The following is a 15,504-nucleotide window of genomic DNA, read 5'->3' on the forward strand; positions in this document are numbered from 1 at the left end:
TTCGAGGGGGTTTGCGGTTCGTTAACCACAACGAGGGCCGGCGTGGCCAGCGTGCAACGGTTTTCCGATTCCTAAACGGAATCCGACCAGTTTGGTTGAACGGCTCCGCAAAGCCGATAGAAACGCTCGGGTATGTCGAGCATCGGACTTCGTGCCGTCGGCGGAATGAGAAAAGGTAATAGCCCTATGAAGGCTGGATCGAAGCTTTTGAACGCCGTGTCGGCGGCCGCCCTTTCGTCCACGGTTCTGGCAGCTTCGGTCATCACCATTGAGCTGGGGAGCATGCCCCAAGCTTTCGCTGCGGTGGTCAACCGGATCGAAGTGCGCGGAAACCAGCGCGTGGACGCCGAGACTGTGCGCAACGTGACGCAGATCCGTGCGGGCCAGAACGTCAGCGACGCCGATGTCGACGCCGCCGTGACGCGGCTGTTCGGAACGGGTCTCTTCTCGGACGTCCGGGCGCGCCAGTCGGGCGGCACCCTGGTGATCGAGGTCGACGAGAACCAGATCGTCGGCGAGGTCGTCTTCCAGGGCAACAACAAGATCAAGAACGAGCAGCTCTCCGCGACGGTCCAGACCGCGACGCGCGAGCCTTACAACGCCTCTACCGCGCAGGCCGACGTCGACGCGATCCGCGCTGCGTACACCCGCATCGGCCGCTCCGATGCGGTGGTTTCCGTGCGCACGGTTCCGGCCGAGGGCAATCGCGTCAACGTCGTCTTCGACATCCAGGAAGGCGACCGCACCCGCGTCGAGAGCATCAACTTCGTCGGCAACAACGCGTTCGGCGACGGCCGCCTGAAGGAGGTCATCTCGCTGCGCGAGTCGGGCCTCTTCAGCTTCCTGCAGCGCAACGACATTTACGACGAGGATCGCCTGCGCGCGGACGAGGAGGCGCTTCGCCGCTTCTACTTCAACCGTGGCTATGCGGACTTCCGCATCGTGTCGTCGGTGGCCGAGCTCGATGCCGCCAAGAACCAGTACTTCGTCACCATCACGGTGGACGAGGGCGAACGCTACACCTACGGCAACATCAACATCGACTCGACGGTGCCGGGTATCGACGGCGAGGCGCTGCGCGGCGAGCTGAAGACGCGCTCGGGCGACGTGTACAGCGCCGAGGATGTCGAGGAGTCGCTGGTTTCGCTGACCAACGCCGTGGCCAACAACGGCTATGCCTTCGCGCAGGTGACCCCGCGCGGCGACCGTGACTTCGCCAACAACACGATCTCGATCGACTACGTGATCGATCAGGGTCCGCGGGCCTATGTCGAGCGCATCGAGGTTCGCGGCAACACCAAGACCCGCGACTACGTGATCCGTCGCGAGTTCGACGTGTCCGAGGGCGACGCTTTCAACCAGGTCCTCGTGCAGCGCGCCAAGAAGCGCCTCGAAGGCCTGCGCTTCTTCAAGACGGTCAACGTCTCGACCGCTCCGGGCAGCCAGCCCGACCGCGTGGTCGTGATCGTGCAGGTGGACGAGCAGTCGACCGGCGAGTTCTCCGTCGGCGGCGGCTACACCACGGGCGGCGAGAACGCGGGTCCGGTGGCCGAGGTCAGCGTCACCGAGCGCAACTTCCTGGGCCGCGGCCAGTTCGTGAAGGTCTCGGCCGGCTTCGGCGAGGACACGCGCAGCTACAACCTGTCCTTCACCGAGCCCTACTTCCTCGGACGCCGCCTCGCGGCCGGCTTCGACATCTACCGCACGGAAAACTCGTCCTCGACGGCCTACGACATCACGCGCCAGGGCGGCACGCTGCGCCTCGCCGCGCCGATCACGCAGGATCTCACCGCGCAGGTGGCCTACAACTACAAGGAAGAGACGTTCGGCGACGACCAGGGCATCCTGGTCCGCGACGCCTTCGGCATCCCGGTCTTCGCGAACGGCGTGCCGCAGTACGCGACCTGCGGCAACTCGGTCGTCGCACCGCTCTACACGCTCTCGCCGATCATCAACCAGGCGATCTGCGACAGCCCGTACACGACCTCGTCGGTCTCCTACGCGTTGACCTACAACACGCTGGACAGCCAGCAGGACCCGCGCGACGGCCTGTTCGCCCAGGTCGGCCAGGAAGTGGCGGGCCTCGGCGGCGACGCGCAGTTCCTGCGCACGACGGCGCGCGCCTCCTACTTCAGCCTCCTGTCGGAAGAGTTCGATCTCGTTGGCCAGCTCAGCGGCGGCGCCGGCAACGTGACGGCGCTTGGCGACGACTTGCGGGTGTTCGACAACTTCTTCAAGGGTCAGGACATCGTCCGCGGCTTCAAGTACCAGGGCCTCGGCCCGCGCCAGAACGGCGTGGCGATCGGCGGCACGAACTACGCGAACGCTTCGGCCGAAGTGACCTTCCCGCTGCCGCTAGTCTCGCGCGACTTCGGCTTCCGCGGTGCGGCCTTCGCCGATGCCGGCTCGCTGTGGGGCCTCGACAATGTCGACGGCCAGTTCGGCATCCAGGGCGAGGACTTCTCGCTGCGTGCCTCGGCGGGCGTCGGTCTCATCTGGGCCTCGCCCTTCGGTCCGCTGCGCGTCAACTACGCCGCGCCGCTGGCCAAGGAAGACTTCGACCGCACCCAGGAGTTCTCCTTCGGCTTCTCCTCACGGTTCTGATCGGCGAAGCGCCGCCGGGATGGCCAACTCGTTCTTTCAGCTCGGCAGGGGCATGACCCTTGCCGAGCTCTCTTCCGTATGCGGTGCGAGCGTTTCGCCGGAGCACGCAGGTCGGATCGTTCGCGGCATCGCCTCGCTGGACGAGGCCGGCCCCGAGAGCCTCAGCTTCTTCGACAATCTGCGCTACGAGTCGGCCCTTCGCGCTTCGCGCGCCGGAGCGGTCGTCGTGGCGCAGCGTTTCGCAGCGCTCGTGCCGGAAGGCATCGCGACGCTGATCGCAGCCAAGCCTGGGCTGTGCCTCGCGCATGCGGGGCGCGCGCTGGTACCGGAAGCGATCGCGCCCGGTTCCGACTTCGAATCGGGAAGCATCTCGGCTCAGGCGAGCATTCACGCCACAGCGCAACTCGAGGACGGCGTGACCGTAGAGCCGTTCGCGGTGATCGGACCGAACGTTTCGATCGGGCGCGGCACCATCGTGGCGAGCGGTGCGAGCATCGCAGCAGGCTGCCAGATCGGCCGGGACTGCCGGATCGGCCCGCAGGTGAGCATCCAGCACGCTCTGATCGGCAACGGGGTCATTCTCCATCCCGGCGTGCGGATCGGACAGGACGGTTTCGGTTACGTGGCCGGTCCGCAGGGGCTGCTGAAGCAGGTGCAGGTCGGCCGCGTGATCATCCAGGATCACGTCGAGATCGGCGCGAACACGACGGTCGATCGCGGCGCGGTTCGCGACACGGTCGTGGGCGAGGGGACGAAGATCGACAATCTCGTGCAGATCGCCCACAACGTGGTGATCGGGCGTCATTGCGTGATCGTGGGCCAAGTCGGCATCGCCGGCAGCGTGACGATCGGCAACGGTGTCTCGGTGGGCGGCCAGACGGGGTTCAACGGCCACGTGACGGTGGGCGACGGGGCGCAGATCGCGGCCGTCAGCGTCGTCGCGACGGACGTTCCGGCCGGCGCTCGCTGGGGCGGTGTTCCGGCGCGGCCGGTGAAGGACTGGTTGAGGGACATGGCGGCGCTGACACGGCAGCCGCGAGAGAGACGGAAGACGGCGGGACGAGATGACGGAAACGACGACGCTTGAGAGCATCGACATCCAGGGGATCCTGAAGCTCCTGCCGCATCGCTACCCGTTCCTGCTGGTGGACCGCATCGTCGAGATCGACGGCGACCGCAAGGCGCGGGGCCTGAAGAACGTGACGGCTAACGAGCCGCATTTCCAGGGGCATTTTCCCGACTATCCGGTGATGCCTGGGGTCCTGATCATCGAGGGCATGGCCCAGACGGCTGGTGCGATCTGCCAGAAGGCGACGGGCGGCGACGCGAACTCGATCGTCTATTTCATGACGATCGACGGCGCGAAGTTCCGCAAGCCCGTCGTGCCTGGCGACCTCCTCGAGTATCACGTCACGCAGACCAAGAAGCGCGGCAACATCTGGAAGTTCGACTGCGTGGCGATCGTCGACGCCAACAAGGTGGCCGAAGCCACTATCAGCGCCATGCTGGTCGCTGGCGACGCCAAGTGAGCGGCGCATCGTTCCAGGTCCACCCGTCCTCGATCGTCGAGGACGGCGCGGTGATCGGCGAAGGCTGCGAGATCGGCCCGTTCTGCCATATCGGCCCGCGTGTCGTGCTCGGCGCCGGATCGCGCCTGAAGTCGCATATCGTGCTGGCCGGCAACACGGTGATCGGCGAGGGCGCGCGCATCCACCCCTTCGCCTCCATCGGCAACGAGCCGCAGCACCTGAAATACCAGGGCGAGGACACCCGCCTCGTGATTGGGCGCAACTGCCTGATCCGGGAGCACGTCACCATGAACCCCGGCACGATCCAGGGGCGGTCCGAGACCACGGTCGGCGACAACTGCGCCTTCTTCACCGGCTCGCACGTGGCGCACGACTGCGTGCTCGGCGACAACGTGACCTTGATCAACAATGTCATGCTGGCCGGCCATTGCGTCGTCGGCGAGTTCGCGACCATCGCGGGCGGCTCGGGCATTCACCAGTTCACGCGGATCGGCCACCACGCCTATATCGGCGGCCTCGCGGCGGTCGAAGGCGACGTGATCCCGTTCGGCATGGTGCTCGGCAACCGGGCCTATCTCAGCGGCCTCAACGTCATCGGCATGAAGCGCGCCGGCTTCAATCGCGACGCCATCCGCAACGTGCGCAAGGCCTACCGGATGCTGTTTTCCGACGACCTGACGTTCCGGGAGAATCTCGACGAGGTCGAGACGGAATATCCGGACGATCCGCTCGTGCAGGACCTTCTCGGCTTCATTCGGGCCGGCGGCGATCGCGCGATCTGCTTCCCGCGCAGCGTCCGGCCCACTTGATCATATCGCCTCCGAACGCCGTCGCGCCGGGCACGCCGCTCGGCATCGTCGCCGGAGGCGGGGTCCTGCCGCGGCTGGTGGCCGAAGCGGCTGAGGCGGCGGGCTACGCCCCCTTCGTGGTCGCGATCGCCGACGGCTTGCGCGCGGACTGGTCCCCTTATCCCTTCGTCAGGCTGCCTTGGTCGCGCACTGGCGACGTGTTCTCCGTGCTGGCCACAAAGTCGATCCGTCAGGTCGTGTTCTGCGGAACCATCTCGGTTCGGCCGGACTATCGCTCCATGGTTCCGAGCCTCCGCACACTGGCCAACCTGCCCGAGATCCTGCGCATGGTGCGCGGCGGCGACGACAGTCTGCTTCGCGCGGTTGCCGGCGCCTTCGAACGGCGCGGGATCGAGGTCCTGGCCGTCCACGCGATCCTCCACGACGTGCTGACGCCGGAAGGCGCGCTGACCCGAGCGCGCCCCGGCGATGCCGAACGGCGCGCGCTGCGGCGTGCCGCGCATGCCGCGAGCGAGATCGGTCGGCTCGACATCGGCCAAGCGGTGGTGGCCTCGCCCGACCGCATCATCGCGCTGGAGGGAATCGAGGGCACACGGGCCATGCTGGAGCGGGTCGGAAACCTGGCTGCAGACGGCCGGATCGGCCGAGGCGAGCCCTGCGTCCTCTTCAAGGCGTTCAAGCCGCAGCAGGACGAACGCTTCGATCTGCCGAGCATCGGACGCGAGACGATCGCGCAGGCCGCCGCGGCCGGGCTGCGCGGCATTGGCCTCACCGCGGGCCGATCGATCGTCATCGAGGCGGGTCAAGTGGTGGAAGCCGCCGATGCCGCGGGACTGTTCGTGGTCGGCGCGACGCAAGGACCGGAGGCGGAATGAAGGTCGCGTTCGTTCTTGGCGAAGAGTCGGCCGATCGGATCGGGGCCGACCTCCTGCGCCACCTGCATGCCCGGTCGTCGCAACCGATAGAAGCGATCGGGCTCGGCGGCGCGGCCATGCGCGAGGAGGGACTGGCGTCGCTTTTCGATATCGAGGAACTCTCGATCATCGGGATCGGCGCAATCCTGGCGCGCCTGCCGAAGCTGCTCGGGCGCTTGAACCAGACGGTCGCGTTCCTGCGGGAGGCGCAGCCGGAGGTGGTCGTCACCATCGACAGCTTCACCTTCACCAACCGCGTCGCGGCAAAGCTGCGCGCGGCGTCACCCCGCAGCCTGATCGTCAACGTCGTGCCGCCGGCGATCTGGGCCTATCGGCCCGAGCGCGCGCAAAAGCTTTCGGCCGCGGTCGATCACACGCTCTGCCTGTTTCCCTTCGAGCCGGAGGCGCTGGCGCGACATGGCGGCCCGCCGGCGAGCTATGTCGGACATCCCATCATGTCCGAGCCGCATCTCGCCCGCATCATGGAGCGCGACGCCCAGGCCGGGCCTCGCTCCGCGGCGGCGGAACCGACGCTCCTGATCCTGCCGGGCTCGCGCCGCGGCGAGATCGCGCGGCTGATGGACGATTTCGGGCGCACCTTCGCCGAGCTTTCGGCTCGCATGCCCCAGTTGCGCGGCGTGCTGCCGGCCGTCGCGCGCGTGCGCCCGCTGATCGAGGAGAAGCTCGCGTCCTGGCCGGTCAAGCCGCTGGTGGTGGACGGAGAGGCGGCGAAGTGGCAGGCCTTCGCCGAAGCCGACGCCGCGCTGGCCGCGTCCGGCACCGTCGCGCTGGAACTCGCGCTCGCGGCGATGCCCATGGCGCTCGCCTACCGGCTGGACCCCGTGTCCTATCGCCTGCGGCAACTGATGACGGGATGGACCGCGGCCCTGCCGAACTTCATCGCCGGCCATCCGCTCGTGCCCGAGCACTTCCACGACATGATCCAGCCCGAGCACCTGGCCCGGCGACTGGAGCGGCTGATGACGGACACCCCGGAGCGCGCTGCGCAAATGCGCGGGTTCGAGGACATTCGCCGGAAGATGACCGTGCCGGAGGCGCCCGGAGCGGCAGCGGCGCGGATCATCCTCGATCTCGCCGCCCGAAAGAAAACGGGCGCCGAAGCGCCCGTCTGAAACCATCGGAAATCGCGCGGCTCAGCCGCGCGCCTCAACCGGCGTATAGTCGCGCTGGGCCGCGCCGGTGTAGAGCTGGCGCGGGCGGCCGATGCGCTGGTGCGGATCCTCGATCATTTCCTTCCACTGGGCGATCCAGCCGACGGTGCGCGCCACGGCGAAGAGCACCGTGAACATCTCGGTCGGGAAGCCGAGCGCCTTCAGGGTGATGCCGGAGTAGAAGTCGACGTTCGGGTAGAGCTTCTTCTCGATGAAGTATGGATCGTGCAGCGCGATCTGCTCCAGCTCCATCGCGACTTCGAGCAGCGGATCGTCCTTGATGCCGAGCTCGGTCAGAACCTCGTGGCAGGTCTGCTGCATGATCTTGGCGCGCGGGTCGTAGTTCTTGTAGACCCGGTGGCCGAAGCCCATGAGACGGAACGGATCGTTCTTGTCCTTGGCGCGGGCGATGAACTCGGGGATCCGGTCCTTCGAACCGATCTCGGCCAGCATGTTGAGCGCCGCCTCGTTGGCGCCGCCGTGGGCCGGACCCCAGAGGCAGGCGATACCAGCCGCGATGCAGGCGAACGGGTTGGCACCCGACGAGCCGGCCAGACGCACCGTCGAGGTCGAGGCGTTCTGCTCGTGGTCGGCATGGAGCGTGAAGATGCGGTCCATGGCGCGGGCGAGGACCGGGTTGATCTGATAGGGCTCGCAGGGCACCGCGAAGCACATATGCAGGAAGTTTTCCGCGTAGGAGAGGTCGTTGCGCGGATAAACGAAGGGCTGGCCGATGTGGTACTTGTAGGCCATCGCCGCCAGCGTCGGGGTCTTGGCGATCATACGGATCGAGGCCACCATCCGCTGGTGCGGATCGGCGATGTCGGTCGAGTCGTGATAGAAGGCCGAGAGCGCGCCGACCGAGCCGACCATGACCGCCATCGGATGCGCGTCGCGGCGGAAGCCCGTGTAGAAGCGCGACATCTGCTCGTGCACCATCGTGTGGCGCGTCACGCGGTAGGAGAAGTCGCCCATCTCCGCGGCCGTCGGCAGTTCGCCGTAGAGCAGGAGATAGCAGGTCTCCAGGAAGTTGCCGCGCTCGGCGAGCTGGTCGATCGGGTAGCCGCGATGGAGCAGCACGCCTTCGTCGCCGTCGATGAAGGTGATCTTCGATTCGCAGGAAGCGGTCGAAGTGAAGCCGGGGTCGTAGGTGAAGAGCCCCGTGTCCTTATAGAGTGCCGCAATGTCGACGACATCGGGACCGATCGTCCCGTGGCGCAATTTAAGCTCCGTCTCCTTCGCGCCCAAGGACAGTTTCGCCGAATCGGTCATGCGTTAACCCCTTCTCGAAAAACCGCGCCGACGAAGCCGGACGGAAGACTCAAGGCGAGGAGGGCGCATGGTGTCCTCCTCGCCGATTCACGGGGAATATTGCACCGCACTTTATGAAGTGCCAGTGCACTCCCGTCGTTCATGCAGCCTGATCGCGCAGTCTGGCCAAGGTTTCATCACGTCCGAGCACGTCGAGCACGTCGAACACGCCCGGCGAGGTCGTCTTGCCGGTCAGCGCGGCGCGCAGCGGCTGCGCCGCCTTGCCGAGCTTCAGGCCTTCGCGTTCCGCATAGTCGCGCACCGCCGCTTCGATAGACGCGGCGTTCCAGTCCGCCACCTTCTCGAGCTCCGGCAGGAGACCCGAGACGACCTCACGCCCGCCGCCGGCCAGGATTTCCTCGGCCTTGGGCTCGATGGAAAGGGGGCGCGCGGCGAAGAGATAGGCTGCGCTCTCGGTGAGCTCGACCAGCGTCTTGGCCCGCTCCTTGAGGCCCGGCATCGCACGCAGAAGGCGATCTCGCACCACCTCGTCCGGCCCTGAGCGCAGGATGGCGCCGTTCGGCAGATGATCGCGCACGTCCAACAGCATGTCGGTAAGCTCGGCGTCGCCGCTCATGCGGATCCAGTGCCCGTTCACGGCGTCGAGCTTGGCGAAGTCGAAGCGCGCGGCGCCGCGATTCACGTCGTCGATGTCGAACCAGGCGATCATGTCCTCCGGCGAGATGATCTCGTCGTCGCCGTGGCTCCAGCCGAGGCGGACGAGATAGTTCTTCAGACCGACCGGCAGATAGCCCATCTCGCGATAGGCCTCGACGCCGAGCGCGCCGTGACGCTTCGAGAGCTTGGCGCCGTCCGCGCCGTGAATCAGCGGGATATGAGCGAAGACGGGCACATCCCAGCCCATCGCCTTGTAGATCAGCGTCTGCCGGCCGGCATTGGTCAGATGGTCGTCGCCGCGGATGATGTGGGTCACGCCCATGTCGTGGTCGTCGACCACCACGGCGTGCATGTAGGTCGGCGTTCCGTCCGAGCGCAAGAGGATGAAGTCGTCGAGGTCCTTGTTCGGGAAGCGGACCTCGCCCTGCACCCGGTCCTGAACCACCGTCTCGCCGTCGAGCGGCGCCTTGATGCGAATCACCGGCTTGACACCCTCCGGCGCCTCCGAGGGGGCGCGGTCGCGCCAGCGCCCGTCGTAGCGCGGCGGGCGCTTCTCGGCCTTCGCCTTTTCGCGCATCTCGTCGAGTTCGGCCGGGGTGGCGTAGCAGTAGTAGGCCTTGCCGGAAGCCACCAGTTCTTCGGCGACCTCCCGGTGCCGCGCGGCCCGGGCGAACTGCGAGACCGGCGGCTCGTCCGCTTCGAGGCCTAGCCAGCTCAGGCCGTCGATGATGGCGGTGACGGCGGCCTCCGTGGAACGCTCGCGGTCCGTGTCCTCAATGCGCAGCAGCATCTTGCCGCCTGTCTTGCGGGCGTACAGCCAATTGAAGAGCGCCGTCCGCGCGCCGCCGATATGCAGATAGCCCGTCGGCGACGGCGCGAACCGAGTAACCACGCGGTCGGTCATCCAAGATCCTCGAAGATGAGCGTTCCGGCTTGCGGTCCCGCAGGTGAGCGGAGACACGCGATGCGAGCCGGAAGAGACTGTCTTTTTCGGCCCGTGGTGTAGCATAGAGGACAGGGGAGACAAGCGAAGCGAGCGGTCGTGACGGCAGGTGACGAAAGCTTCGCGACACAGGCCGCCGACGCGGCGGCGAAGCGCGGCGCTGCAGACCGGCTCGCTCCGCTTCGGGCGTGGCTGGAGACGGCCGTGGAACGCGAGGCGGCGGCCCGCAGCGGCTTCGCCCTGTTTCCGATTGGGATGCTCGTCGCGGTGGCGGTCATCTATCGCGGTGCCCTCCGACCGGACGCCTGGAACATCGGCGTGCTGGCCCTGCTCGCCGCGCTGCTCCTGTCTCCTTGGGTCGGCGCGCGTGTCCCCCGACTCTTCGGCGTGCTGGTCCTGGGCCTCGCCCTCGGCTTTCTCGCCTGCCGGATCGAACTCGGACGCACCCAAACGACGGTCTTCTCCGGCGAAGCCACGGTGCGGCTCACCGGCACCGTGATCGCCCGAGAAACGGACGAGCGTGGGCGCATCCGCTACGGGATCGAGATTGCCTCGACCGATCGTCCGGTGCTGTCTCGACCTCCGGAGCGCGCCCGCATCCTCGTGTCGAGCCGGCACGAGCCCTTGCCGATCGGCTCGACGTATAAGGGCCTCGTCCGTTTGCGCCCGCCGGCCGGCCCCGCCTTTCCCGGCGCGCACGACTTCGCCTATGCCGCCTATTTCGACGGGCTCGGCGCCTACGGCTTCGCACTGGGAGCACCCGAAGCGCCCGGTGCCGTTCGATCGCCGACTTTCGGCGATCGCATCGCCGCGCTTCGGCTCTCCATGAGCGAGACGATCCGCGCGGCGCTGCCGGGGCCGACGGGCGCCGTGGCCGCCGCCTTGATTACCGGGGAGCGCGCCGGCATCCCGGACGACATCAACGAGGATCTGCGCGTCACGGGCCTTTCGCATGTCCTGTCCATCAGCGGCTTCCACATGGCGCTCGTCGCCGGCTTCTTCATGCTGGCGACGCGCTCGGTCCTCGCCGCCGTTCCCGCCATCGCCCTGCGCTGGCCGGTGAAGAAGCTCGCGGCTCTCTTCGCCCTCGCCGCGACAGGATTTTACTTCCTGCTGGCGGGCGACAACGCGGCCACCGAGCGGTCTTTCGTGATGATCGCGATCATGCTGGGGGCAATCCTTCTCGATCGTCCGGCGCTTACGCTGCGCAACGTCGCGCTCGCGGCCGTGGTCGTCGTCGCGCTCGCGCCCCATGTCGTGCTCACGGCGACCTTCCAGATGTCCTTCGCCGCGACGGCCGCGCTGGTCGGCGCCTATGGTGCCTATGCGCGGTGGCGGGCCACGCGCGGAACGCCCTCGCGCGGCTGGCTCGATCCGCGCTGGATCGGCATCCTGATCCTCGGGACGGCCCTGTCGTCCCTGATCGCAGGCGCTGCGACCGCGCCCTTCGCGGTCTACCATTTCCAGCGGGCCGCGCCCTTCTCCCTGATCGCCAATGTCGTGGCGACCCCGATCTTCAGCTTCTGGATCATGCCGCTCGGCATGCTGTCCGTGCTCGCCATGCCGTTCGGCCTCCAAGGGCCGCCGCTGCAGGCCATGGGCTGGGGGCTGGATCTTGTCTTCGCGCTCGCCGCGCGCTTCGCCGACGCCTTTCCCGACTATCCGACCGGGCTGATGAGCGGAGCGGCCTTGATCGCCTTCTCTGCGGCGATCCTGATCGCCTCCTTCTGCGCCAGTACCCTGCGCTGGACGGCCCTCGTCCCGGTCCTCGTCGGCCTCGCCACTCTGAGCGCCGGACCGCCGCCCGAACTGCTCGTCTTCGAGAGCGGGCGAGACCTTGCTTTGGTGAATGAGGACGGCGCGCTTCGTTCGATGCGGCCCCGACCGTCGGCCTTCGTCTGGGACCAATGGCGGCGGGCCTATCCCGCGGCGGCAGAAGACGACGATCCTGCCGCTGTTCCGCAGCCGCCATATGGCAGGCCCGAAGCCCCCTTCGTCTGCGAGGGCACGTTCTGCCGTGCCACCACGCGCTCCGGGATCCGGATCGGCTGGAGCGACGACTACGAGCGGCTGGACGAGCTTTGCCGCACCAGCGACGTGGCGATCATGGCCCGCGCCGTCCGAGCCACGACCTGCCGGGACGGCGGCACCTTGGTGACGCTCCGCAACTTGCGGCAGAGCGGTTCGCTGGCCGTCTCGCGAGACGAGGACGGCGGCGTCCGGGTTTCCGCCGCGATCCCGCCGGACCCGCAGGAGTGGAACCGGCACCGACACGCACCCTGGCCGGAATATTGGCGCCGGGAACAGCAGGAGCAGGCCGGCGGAACGCCCGGCGCTGCGCCGGACGAAACCGCTAGTGATAGCGCCGGATCAGCCCGACCAGCTTCCCCTGAACCTTGACGCGATCCGCGCCTAGGAGACGGGTCTCGTAGGCAGGGTTGGCCGCTTCCAGCGCGACCATGCCGCCCTTGCGACGGAAGCGCTTGAGCGTCGCCTCCTCGTCGTCCACCAGTGCGACGACGATTTCGCCCGCGCTCGCCGTATCGGCCTTCTGGATCACCACCGTGTCGCCGTCGAGGATCCCGGCCTCGATCATCGAATCACCCTTCACCTCGAGGGCGTAGTGCTCGCCAGGGCCGAGCATCTCGGGCGGCACGATGATGTCATGGGTGTTCTGTTGGATGGCGGAGATCGGAACGCCCGCCGCGATGCGCCCCATGACCGGGACGGACGAGGCGTCGCGCTCCACCGCGCGCGGCTTCTTGAAGAGCGGCTCGACATTGGACGGGCGCGGCGCCGGAGCGGGGGCCTTGGCAGCCGATTCCGGCATCTTGACCACTTCCAACGCGCGGGCCCGATTGGGGAGGCGGCGAATGAAGCCGCGCTCTTCGAGCGCCGTGATCAGGCGGTGGATGCCGGACTTGGAGCGCAGGTCCAGCGCATCCTTCATCTCGTCGAACGACGGCGGCACGCCGACCGACTGCAAACGCTCGTGAATGAACATCAGGAGATCGTGCTGCTTGCGGGTCAGCATGGGGTGATTCCTCGAAACAAAACCTGAACAAAACTAGCTGTTCCGTTTGTGTTCCGCAAGGATCATCCCGGCGTCAGCGCGACATACTCGCATTCGTCGCCGATTCGTCCGGCAGGCGCATGAGCTGGGCGTACGAGAAGCACCTTGGCGCGGGCGAAAACGGTGAGGAGAGACGAGTCCTGCCGGTCGAGCGGAGCGATGCGGGGAAGGGCGTCGTCGACCCCTCGTTCGATCGTGGCGCGCAGGAAGTCGGTCCGGTGGTCGTTAGCCTTGACCGATGCGGCGAGCAAGCCGCGCCGGCGCCTGGCGGCTGTCTTCCGTCCCGCGAGGCGCTCCACCAGGGGCCGCAGAAAAAGTTCCGCCGTCACCAGGCTCGACGCCGGATTGCCGGGCAGGCCGAGAATGCGCATTGGGCCGAGCGCGCCCGCCATCAGCGGCTTGCCCGGCCGCATGGCGACCTTCCAGAAATCGAGCGCGGCGCCCTCGGCCTTGAGGACCGGGCCGACGAGGTCGTGATCGCCGACGGAAGCCCCTCCGATCGTCACCAGGACGTCCGCACCCCTCGCGCGCGCCTCGGCAAAGGCGGCGGCCAGTGCCTCGCGCCGATCCGGCACGATGCCGAGGTCCAGCACCTCGCCGCCGGCCGCGCGGACGATCATCGCGATCGCGAGGCTGTTGGAGGCGACCGTCTGCGCCGGGCCGGGCAGGGTGCCGGGGGCGACGAGCTCGTCGCCGGTGGCCGCGAGGGCGACGCGCGGGCGCCGCCGCACCTCGACCGAGCCGTACCCGGCGCTCGCCGCGAGCGCGCAAGGGGCGGGGCCGAGCGCCGTGCCGGCGGGGAGGAGCGTGTCTCCTTCGGAGAAGTCGTTGCCCGCGCGCCGGATGTTCGCGCCCTCGACGGCCGGCTCGATCACGCGCACGCGGCCCTCGTCGGCCGCCTCCGTGTTCTCTTGGATGACGACCGTGTCGGCGCCCTGAGGCAGCGGCGCGCCCGTGAAGATGCGCACGGCCTTGCCGGGCCCCACCTCGCCGGCGAAAGCATGCCCGGCCGAGGATTCGCCGATGACGGAGAACTCGGCGGGAAGTAGCGCGAGGTCGGCCGCACGCAGCGCGTAGCCGTCCATGGCGGAGGCATCGAAGGCCGGCTGCGTGCGGCGAGCAACGAGGTCTTGCGCGAGAATGCGGCCGAAGGCGTCGACGAGACCGCCCTTTTCGGTTTCGACCACCGACGCCGCGTCGCGGAGAAGCCGGTCCAGCGCTTCCTCGAACGGGACGAGGCTCACGTCGCCGACCAGTCGCCCGAGCGGCCGCCGGACTTCTCCAGAAGCCGGATGCCGGTGATCGACATGCCGCGATCTACGGCCTTCGCCATGTCGTAGATCGTGAGACAGGCGACGGAAACGGCAGTCAGCGCCTCCATCTCGATGCCGGTCTTGCCGGAGACGCGCGTCGAGGCCGTCACGCGGATGCCGGGCAGGGCGGGCTCGAACTCGAGGTCGACCGACACCTTGTCGATCAGAAGCGGATGGCAGAGCGGGATCAACTCGTGCGTCCGCTTGGCCGCCATGATGCCGGCGATGCGCGCGATCGACAGCACGTCGCCCTTCTTGGCTGCCCCGCTGCGGATCATCTCCAGCGTATCCGGGGCCATCATCACCAGGCCCTCGGCGGTCGCTTCCCGCCGTGTCACAAACTTCTCCCCAACATCGACCATGGCGGCGTTGCCGGCGGCGTCGAGATGGGTGAGGCGGTCGCCGCTCATCGCGCGGCCGCCGCTTCGCCGGCGAGGAGCGCGCGGGTTGCGGTCTCCACGTCGGCCTGCCGCATCAGGCTCTCCCCGATCAGGAAGGTGGAGATGCCCGAGCGGCCGAGGCGCACGCAGTCCGCGTGGTTCGAAATGCCGCTTTCGCCGACGAGGACGCGGTCCGGACCAACCATGCCGGCCAGCCGCTCGCTGGTGGCGAGATCGACGTCGAAGGTGCGAAGGTTGCGGTTGTTGACGCCGATCAAGGCCGAGCGCAGTTTCAGCGCGCGTTCCGTCTCGGCTTCGTCGTGGACCTCGATCAGGGCGGCCATGCCGAGATCGAAGGCTGACGCTTCGAGGTCCGCCGCCAGGGCATCGTCCACCGACGCCATGATGATCAGGATCGCGTCGGCGCCCCAGGCGCGGGCTTCCAGCACCTGGTAGGTGTCGAACAGGAAGTCCTTGCGTAGCGCGGGCAGGGCGGTCGCCGCGCGGGCCGCGGTCAGGAATTCCGGGGCGCCCTGGAAGGACGGCGCGTCCGTCAGGACGCTGAGGCATGCGGCGCCGCCGCGCTCGTATGCCCTGGCCAGAGCCGCCGGCTCGAAGTCGGCACGGATCAGGCCCTTGGAGGGGCTCGCCTTCTTTACCTCGGCGATCAGCGCGAAGCCGCCGGCCGCATGCTTCGCCCGCAAGGCGCTTTCGAAGTCGCGCGCCGGGCCGCCGGCCGCGATGCGCTCGCGCAAGTTCGCTTCGGAAACGCTCGCCTTGGCCTTGGCGATCTCCTCGCGCTTGTAGGCTTCGATACGGGCGAGGATATCGGACATGG

General features: G+C 67.9%; 13 protein-coding genes. 7 read left to right on the plus strand and 6 right to left on the minus strand.

Annotation, left to right across the window (positions count from 1 at the left end):
* The first annotated feature begins 186 nt into the window (after nucleotides 1–186).
* From bamA to lpxB, 6 genes are read left to right on the plus strand one after another with little or no spacing between them, the layout of a single operon-like run.
* Nucleotides 187–2,604: an outer membrane protein assembly factor BamA gene (gene bamA, locus O5O54_RS02205; protein WP_279478558.1), complete on the plus strand. Its 2,418-nt coding sequence runs from the start codon at nucleotides 187–189 to the stop codon at nucleotides 2,602–2,604.
* Nucleotides 2,605–2,656: 52 nt separating this feature from the next.
* Nucleotides 2,657–3,691, plus strand: a complete 1,035-nt coding sequence (lpxD, locus tag O5O54_RS02210; RefSeq protein ID WP_279478559.1) for a UDP-3-O-(3-hydroxymyristoyl)glucosamine N-acyltransferase — start codon at nucleotides 2,657–2,659, stop codon at nucleotides 3,689–3,691.
* Entirely contained in the window at nucleotides 3,669–4,133 is a 465-nt protein-coding gene (gene fabZ / locus O5O54_RS02215; protein ID WP_279478561.1) for a 3-hydroxyacyl-ACP dehydratase FabZ, read from the plus strand. Before lpxD ends, fabZ begins: the two co-directional genes overlap by 23 nt.
* Nucleotides 4,130–4,942, plus strand: a complete 813-nt coding sequence (lpxA, locus tag O5O54_RS02220; RefSeq protein WP_279478563.1) for an acyl-ACP--UDP-N-acetylglucosamine O-acyltransferase — start codon at nucleotides 4,130–4,132, stop codon at nucleotides 4,940–4,942. The genes fabZ and lpxA overlap by 4 nt, the downstream gene beginning before the upstream one ends.
* Nucleotides 4,939–5,817, plus strand: a complete 879-nt coding sequence (locus O5O54_RS02225; RefSeq protein WP_279478565.1) for an LpxI family protein — start codon at nucleotides 4,939–4,941, stop codon at nucleotides 5,815–5,817. The genes lpxA and O5O54_RS02225 overlap by 4 nt, the downstream gene beginning before the upstream one ends.
* Nucleotides 5,814–6,989 carry a lipid-A-disaccharide synthase gene (lpxB, locus tag O5O54_RS02230; protein ID WP_279478567.1) on the plus strand — a complete coding sequence of 392 codons (1,176 nt, stop codon included), beginning with the start codon at nucleotides 5,814–5,816 and terminating at the stop codon, nucleotides 6,987–6,989. The genes O5O54_RS02225 and lpxB overlap by 4 nt, the downstream gene beginning before the upstream one ends.
* 21 nt (nucleotides 6,990–7,010) lie before the next feature.
* Here lpxB and gltA read toward each other — a convergent pair whose 3' ends face one another.
* The gene (gene gltA, locus O5O54_RS02235; protein WP_279478569.1) at nucleotides 7,011–8,300 is read right to left on the minus strand and encodes a citrate synthase; all 1,290 of its coding nucleotides are present in this window, start codon (nucleotides 8,298–8,300) and stop codon (nucleotides 7,011–7,013) included.
* A 139-nt stretch (nucleotides 8,301–8,439) separates the two neighbouring features.
* Nucleotides 8,440–9,861: a glutamate--tRNA ligase gene (gene gltX, locus O5O54_RS02240; protein ID WP_279478571.1), complete on the minus strand. Its 1,422-nt coding sequence runs from the start codon at nucleotides 9,859–9,861 to the stop codon at nucleotides 8,440–8,442.
* 138 nt (nucleotides 9,862–9,999) lie between these two features.
* Between gltX and O5O54_RS02245 the strand changes: the two genes are divergently transcribed.
* The gene (locus O5O54_RS02245) at nucleotides 10,000–12,300 is read left to right on the plus strand and encodes a ComEC/Rec2 family competence protein (RefSeq protein WP_279478573.1); all 2,301 of its coding nucleotides are present in this window, start codon (nucleotides 10,000–10,002) and stop codon (nucleotides 12,298–12,300) included.
* Here O5O54_RS02245 and lexA read toward each other — a convergent pair.
* From lexA to trpC, 4 genes are all read right to left on the minus strand, one after another.
* Entirely contained in the window at nucleotides 12,254–12,934 is a 681-nt protein-coding gene (lexA, locus tag O5O54_RS02250) for a transcriptional repressor LexA (RefSeq protein ID WP_279478575.1), read from the minus strand. The genes O5O54_RS02245 and lexA overlap by 47 nt on opposite strands.
* A gap of 62 nt (nucleotides 12,935–12,996) precedes the next feature.
* Entirely contained in the window at nucleotides 12,997–14,217 is a 1,221-nt protein-coding gene (gene glp, locus O5O54_RS02255; RefSeq protein WP_279478587.1) for a gephyrin-like molybdotransferase Glp, read from the minus strand.
* A complete protein-coding gene (gene moaC / locus O5O54_RS02260) occupies nucleotides 14,214–14,696 on the minus strand; it encodes a cyclic pyranopterin monophosphate synthase MoaC (protein WP_279478588.1) in 483 nt (160 codons plus the stop codon). Before moaC ends, glp begins: the two co-directional genes overlap by 4 nt.
* A complete protein-coding gene (trpC, locus tag O5O54_RS02265; protein WP_279478590.1) occupies nucleotides 14,693–15,502 on the minus strand; it encodes an indole-3-glycerol phosphate synthase TrpC in 810 nt (269 codons plus the stop codon). The genes moaC and trpC overlap by 4 nt, the downstream gene beginning before the upstream one ends.
* Nucleotides 15,503–15,504 lie beyond the last annotated feature (2 nt).

The sequence above is a fragment of the Aureimonas sp. SK2 genome, assembly GCF_029813115.1.
Taxonomy (GTDB): domain Bacteria; phylum Pseudomonadota; class Alphaproteobacteria; order Rhizobiales; family Rhizobiaceae; genus Aureimonas.

Bases quoted from the DNA above. Each gene is read 5' to 3' on its own strand.
- fabZ (WP_279478561.1), top strand. From the start codon at position 3,669: ATGACGGAAACGACGACGCTTGAGAGCATCGACATCCAGGGGATCCTG.
- lpxD (WP_279478559.1), top strand. From the start codon at position 2,657: ATGACCCTTGCCGAGCTCTCTTCCGTATGCGGTGCGAGCGTTTCGCCG.
- gltX (WP_279478571.1), bottom strand. From the start codon at position 9,861: ATGACCGACCGCGTGGTTACTCGGTTCGCGCCGTCGCCGACGGGCTAT.
- gltA (WP_279478569.1), bottom strand. From the start codon at position 8,300: ATGACCGATTCGGCGAAACTGTCCTTGGGCGCGAAGGAGACGGAGCTT.
- trpC (WP_279478590.1), bottom strand. From the start codon at position 15,502: ATGTCCGATATCCTCGCCCGTATCGAAGCCTACAAGCGCGAGGAGATC.
- lexA (WP_279478575.1), bottom strand. From the start codon at position 12,934: ATGCTGACCCGCAAGCAGCACGATCTCCTGATGTTCATTCACGAGCGT.
- lpxB (WP_279478567.1), top strand. From the start codon at position 5,814: ATGAAGGTCGCGTTCGTTCTTGGCGAAGAGTCGGCCGATCGGATCGGG.
- moaC (WP_279478588.1), bottom strand. From the start codon at position 14,696: ATGAGCGGCGACCGCCTCACCCATCTCGACGCCGCCGGCAACGCCGCC.
- bamA (WP_279478558.1), top strand. From the start codon at position 187: ATGAAGGCTGGATCGAAGCTTTTGAACGCCGTGTCGGCGGCCGCCCTT.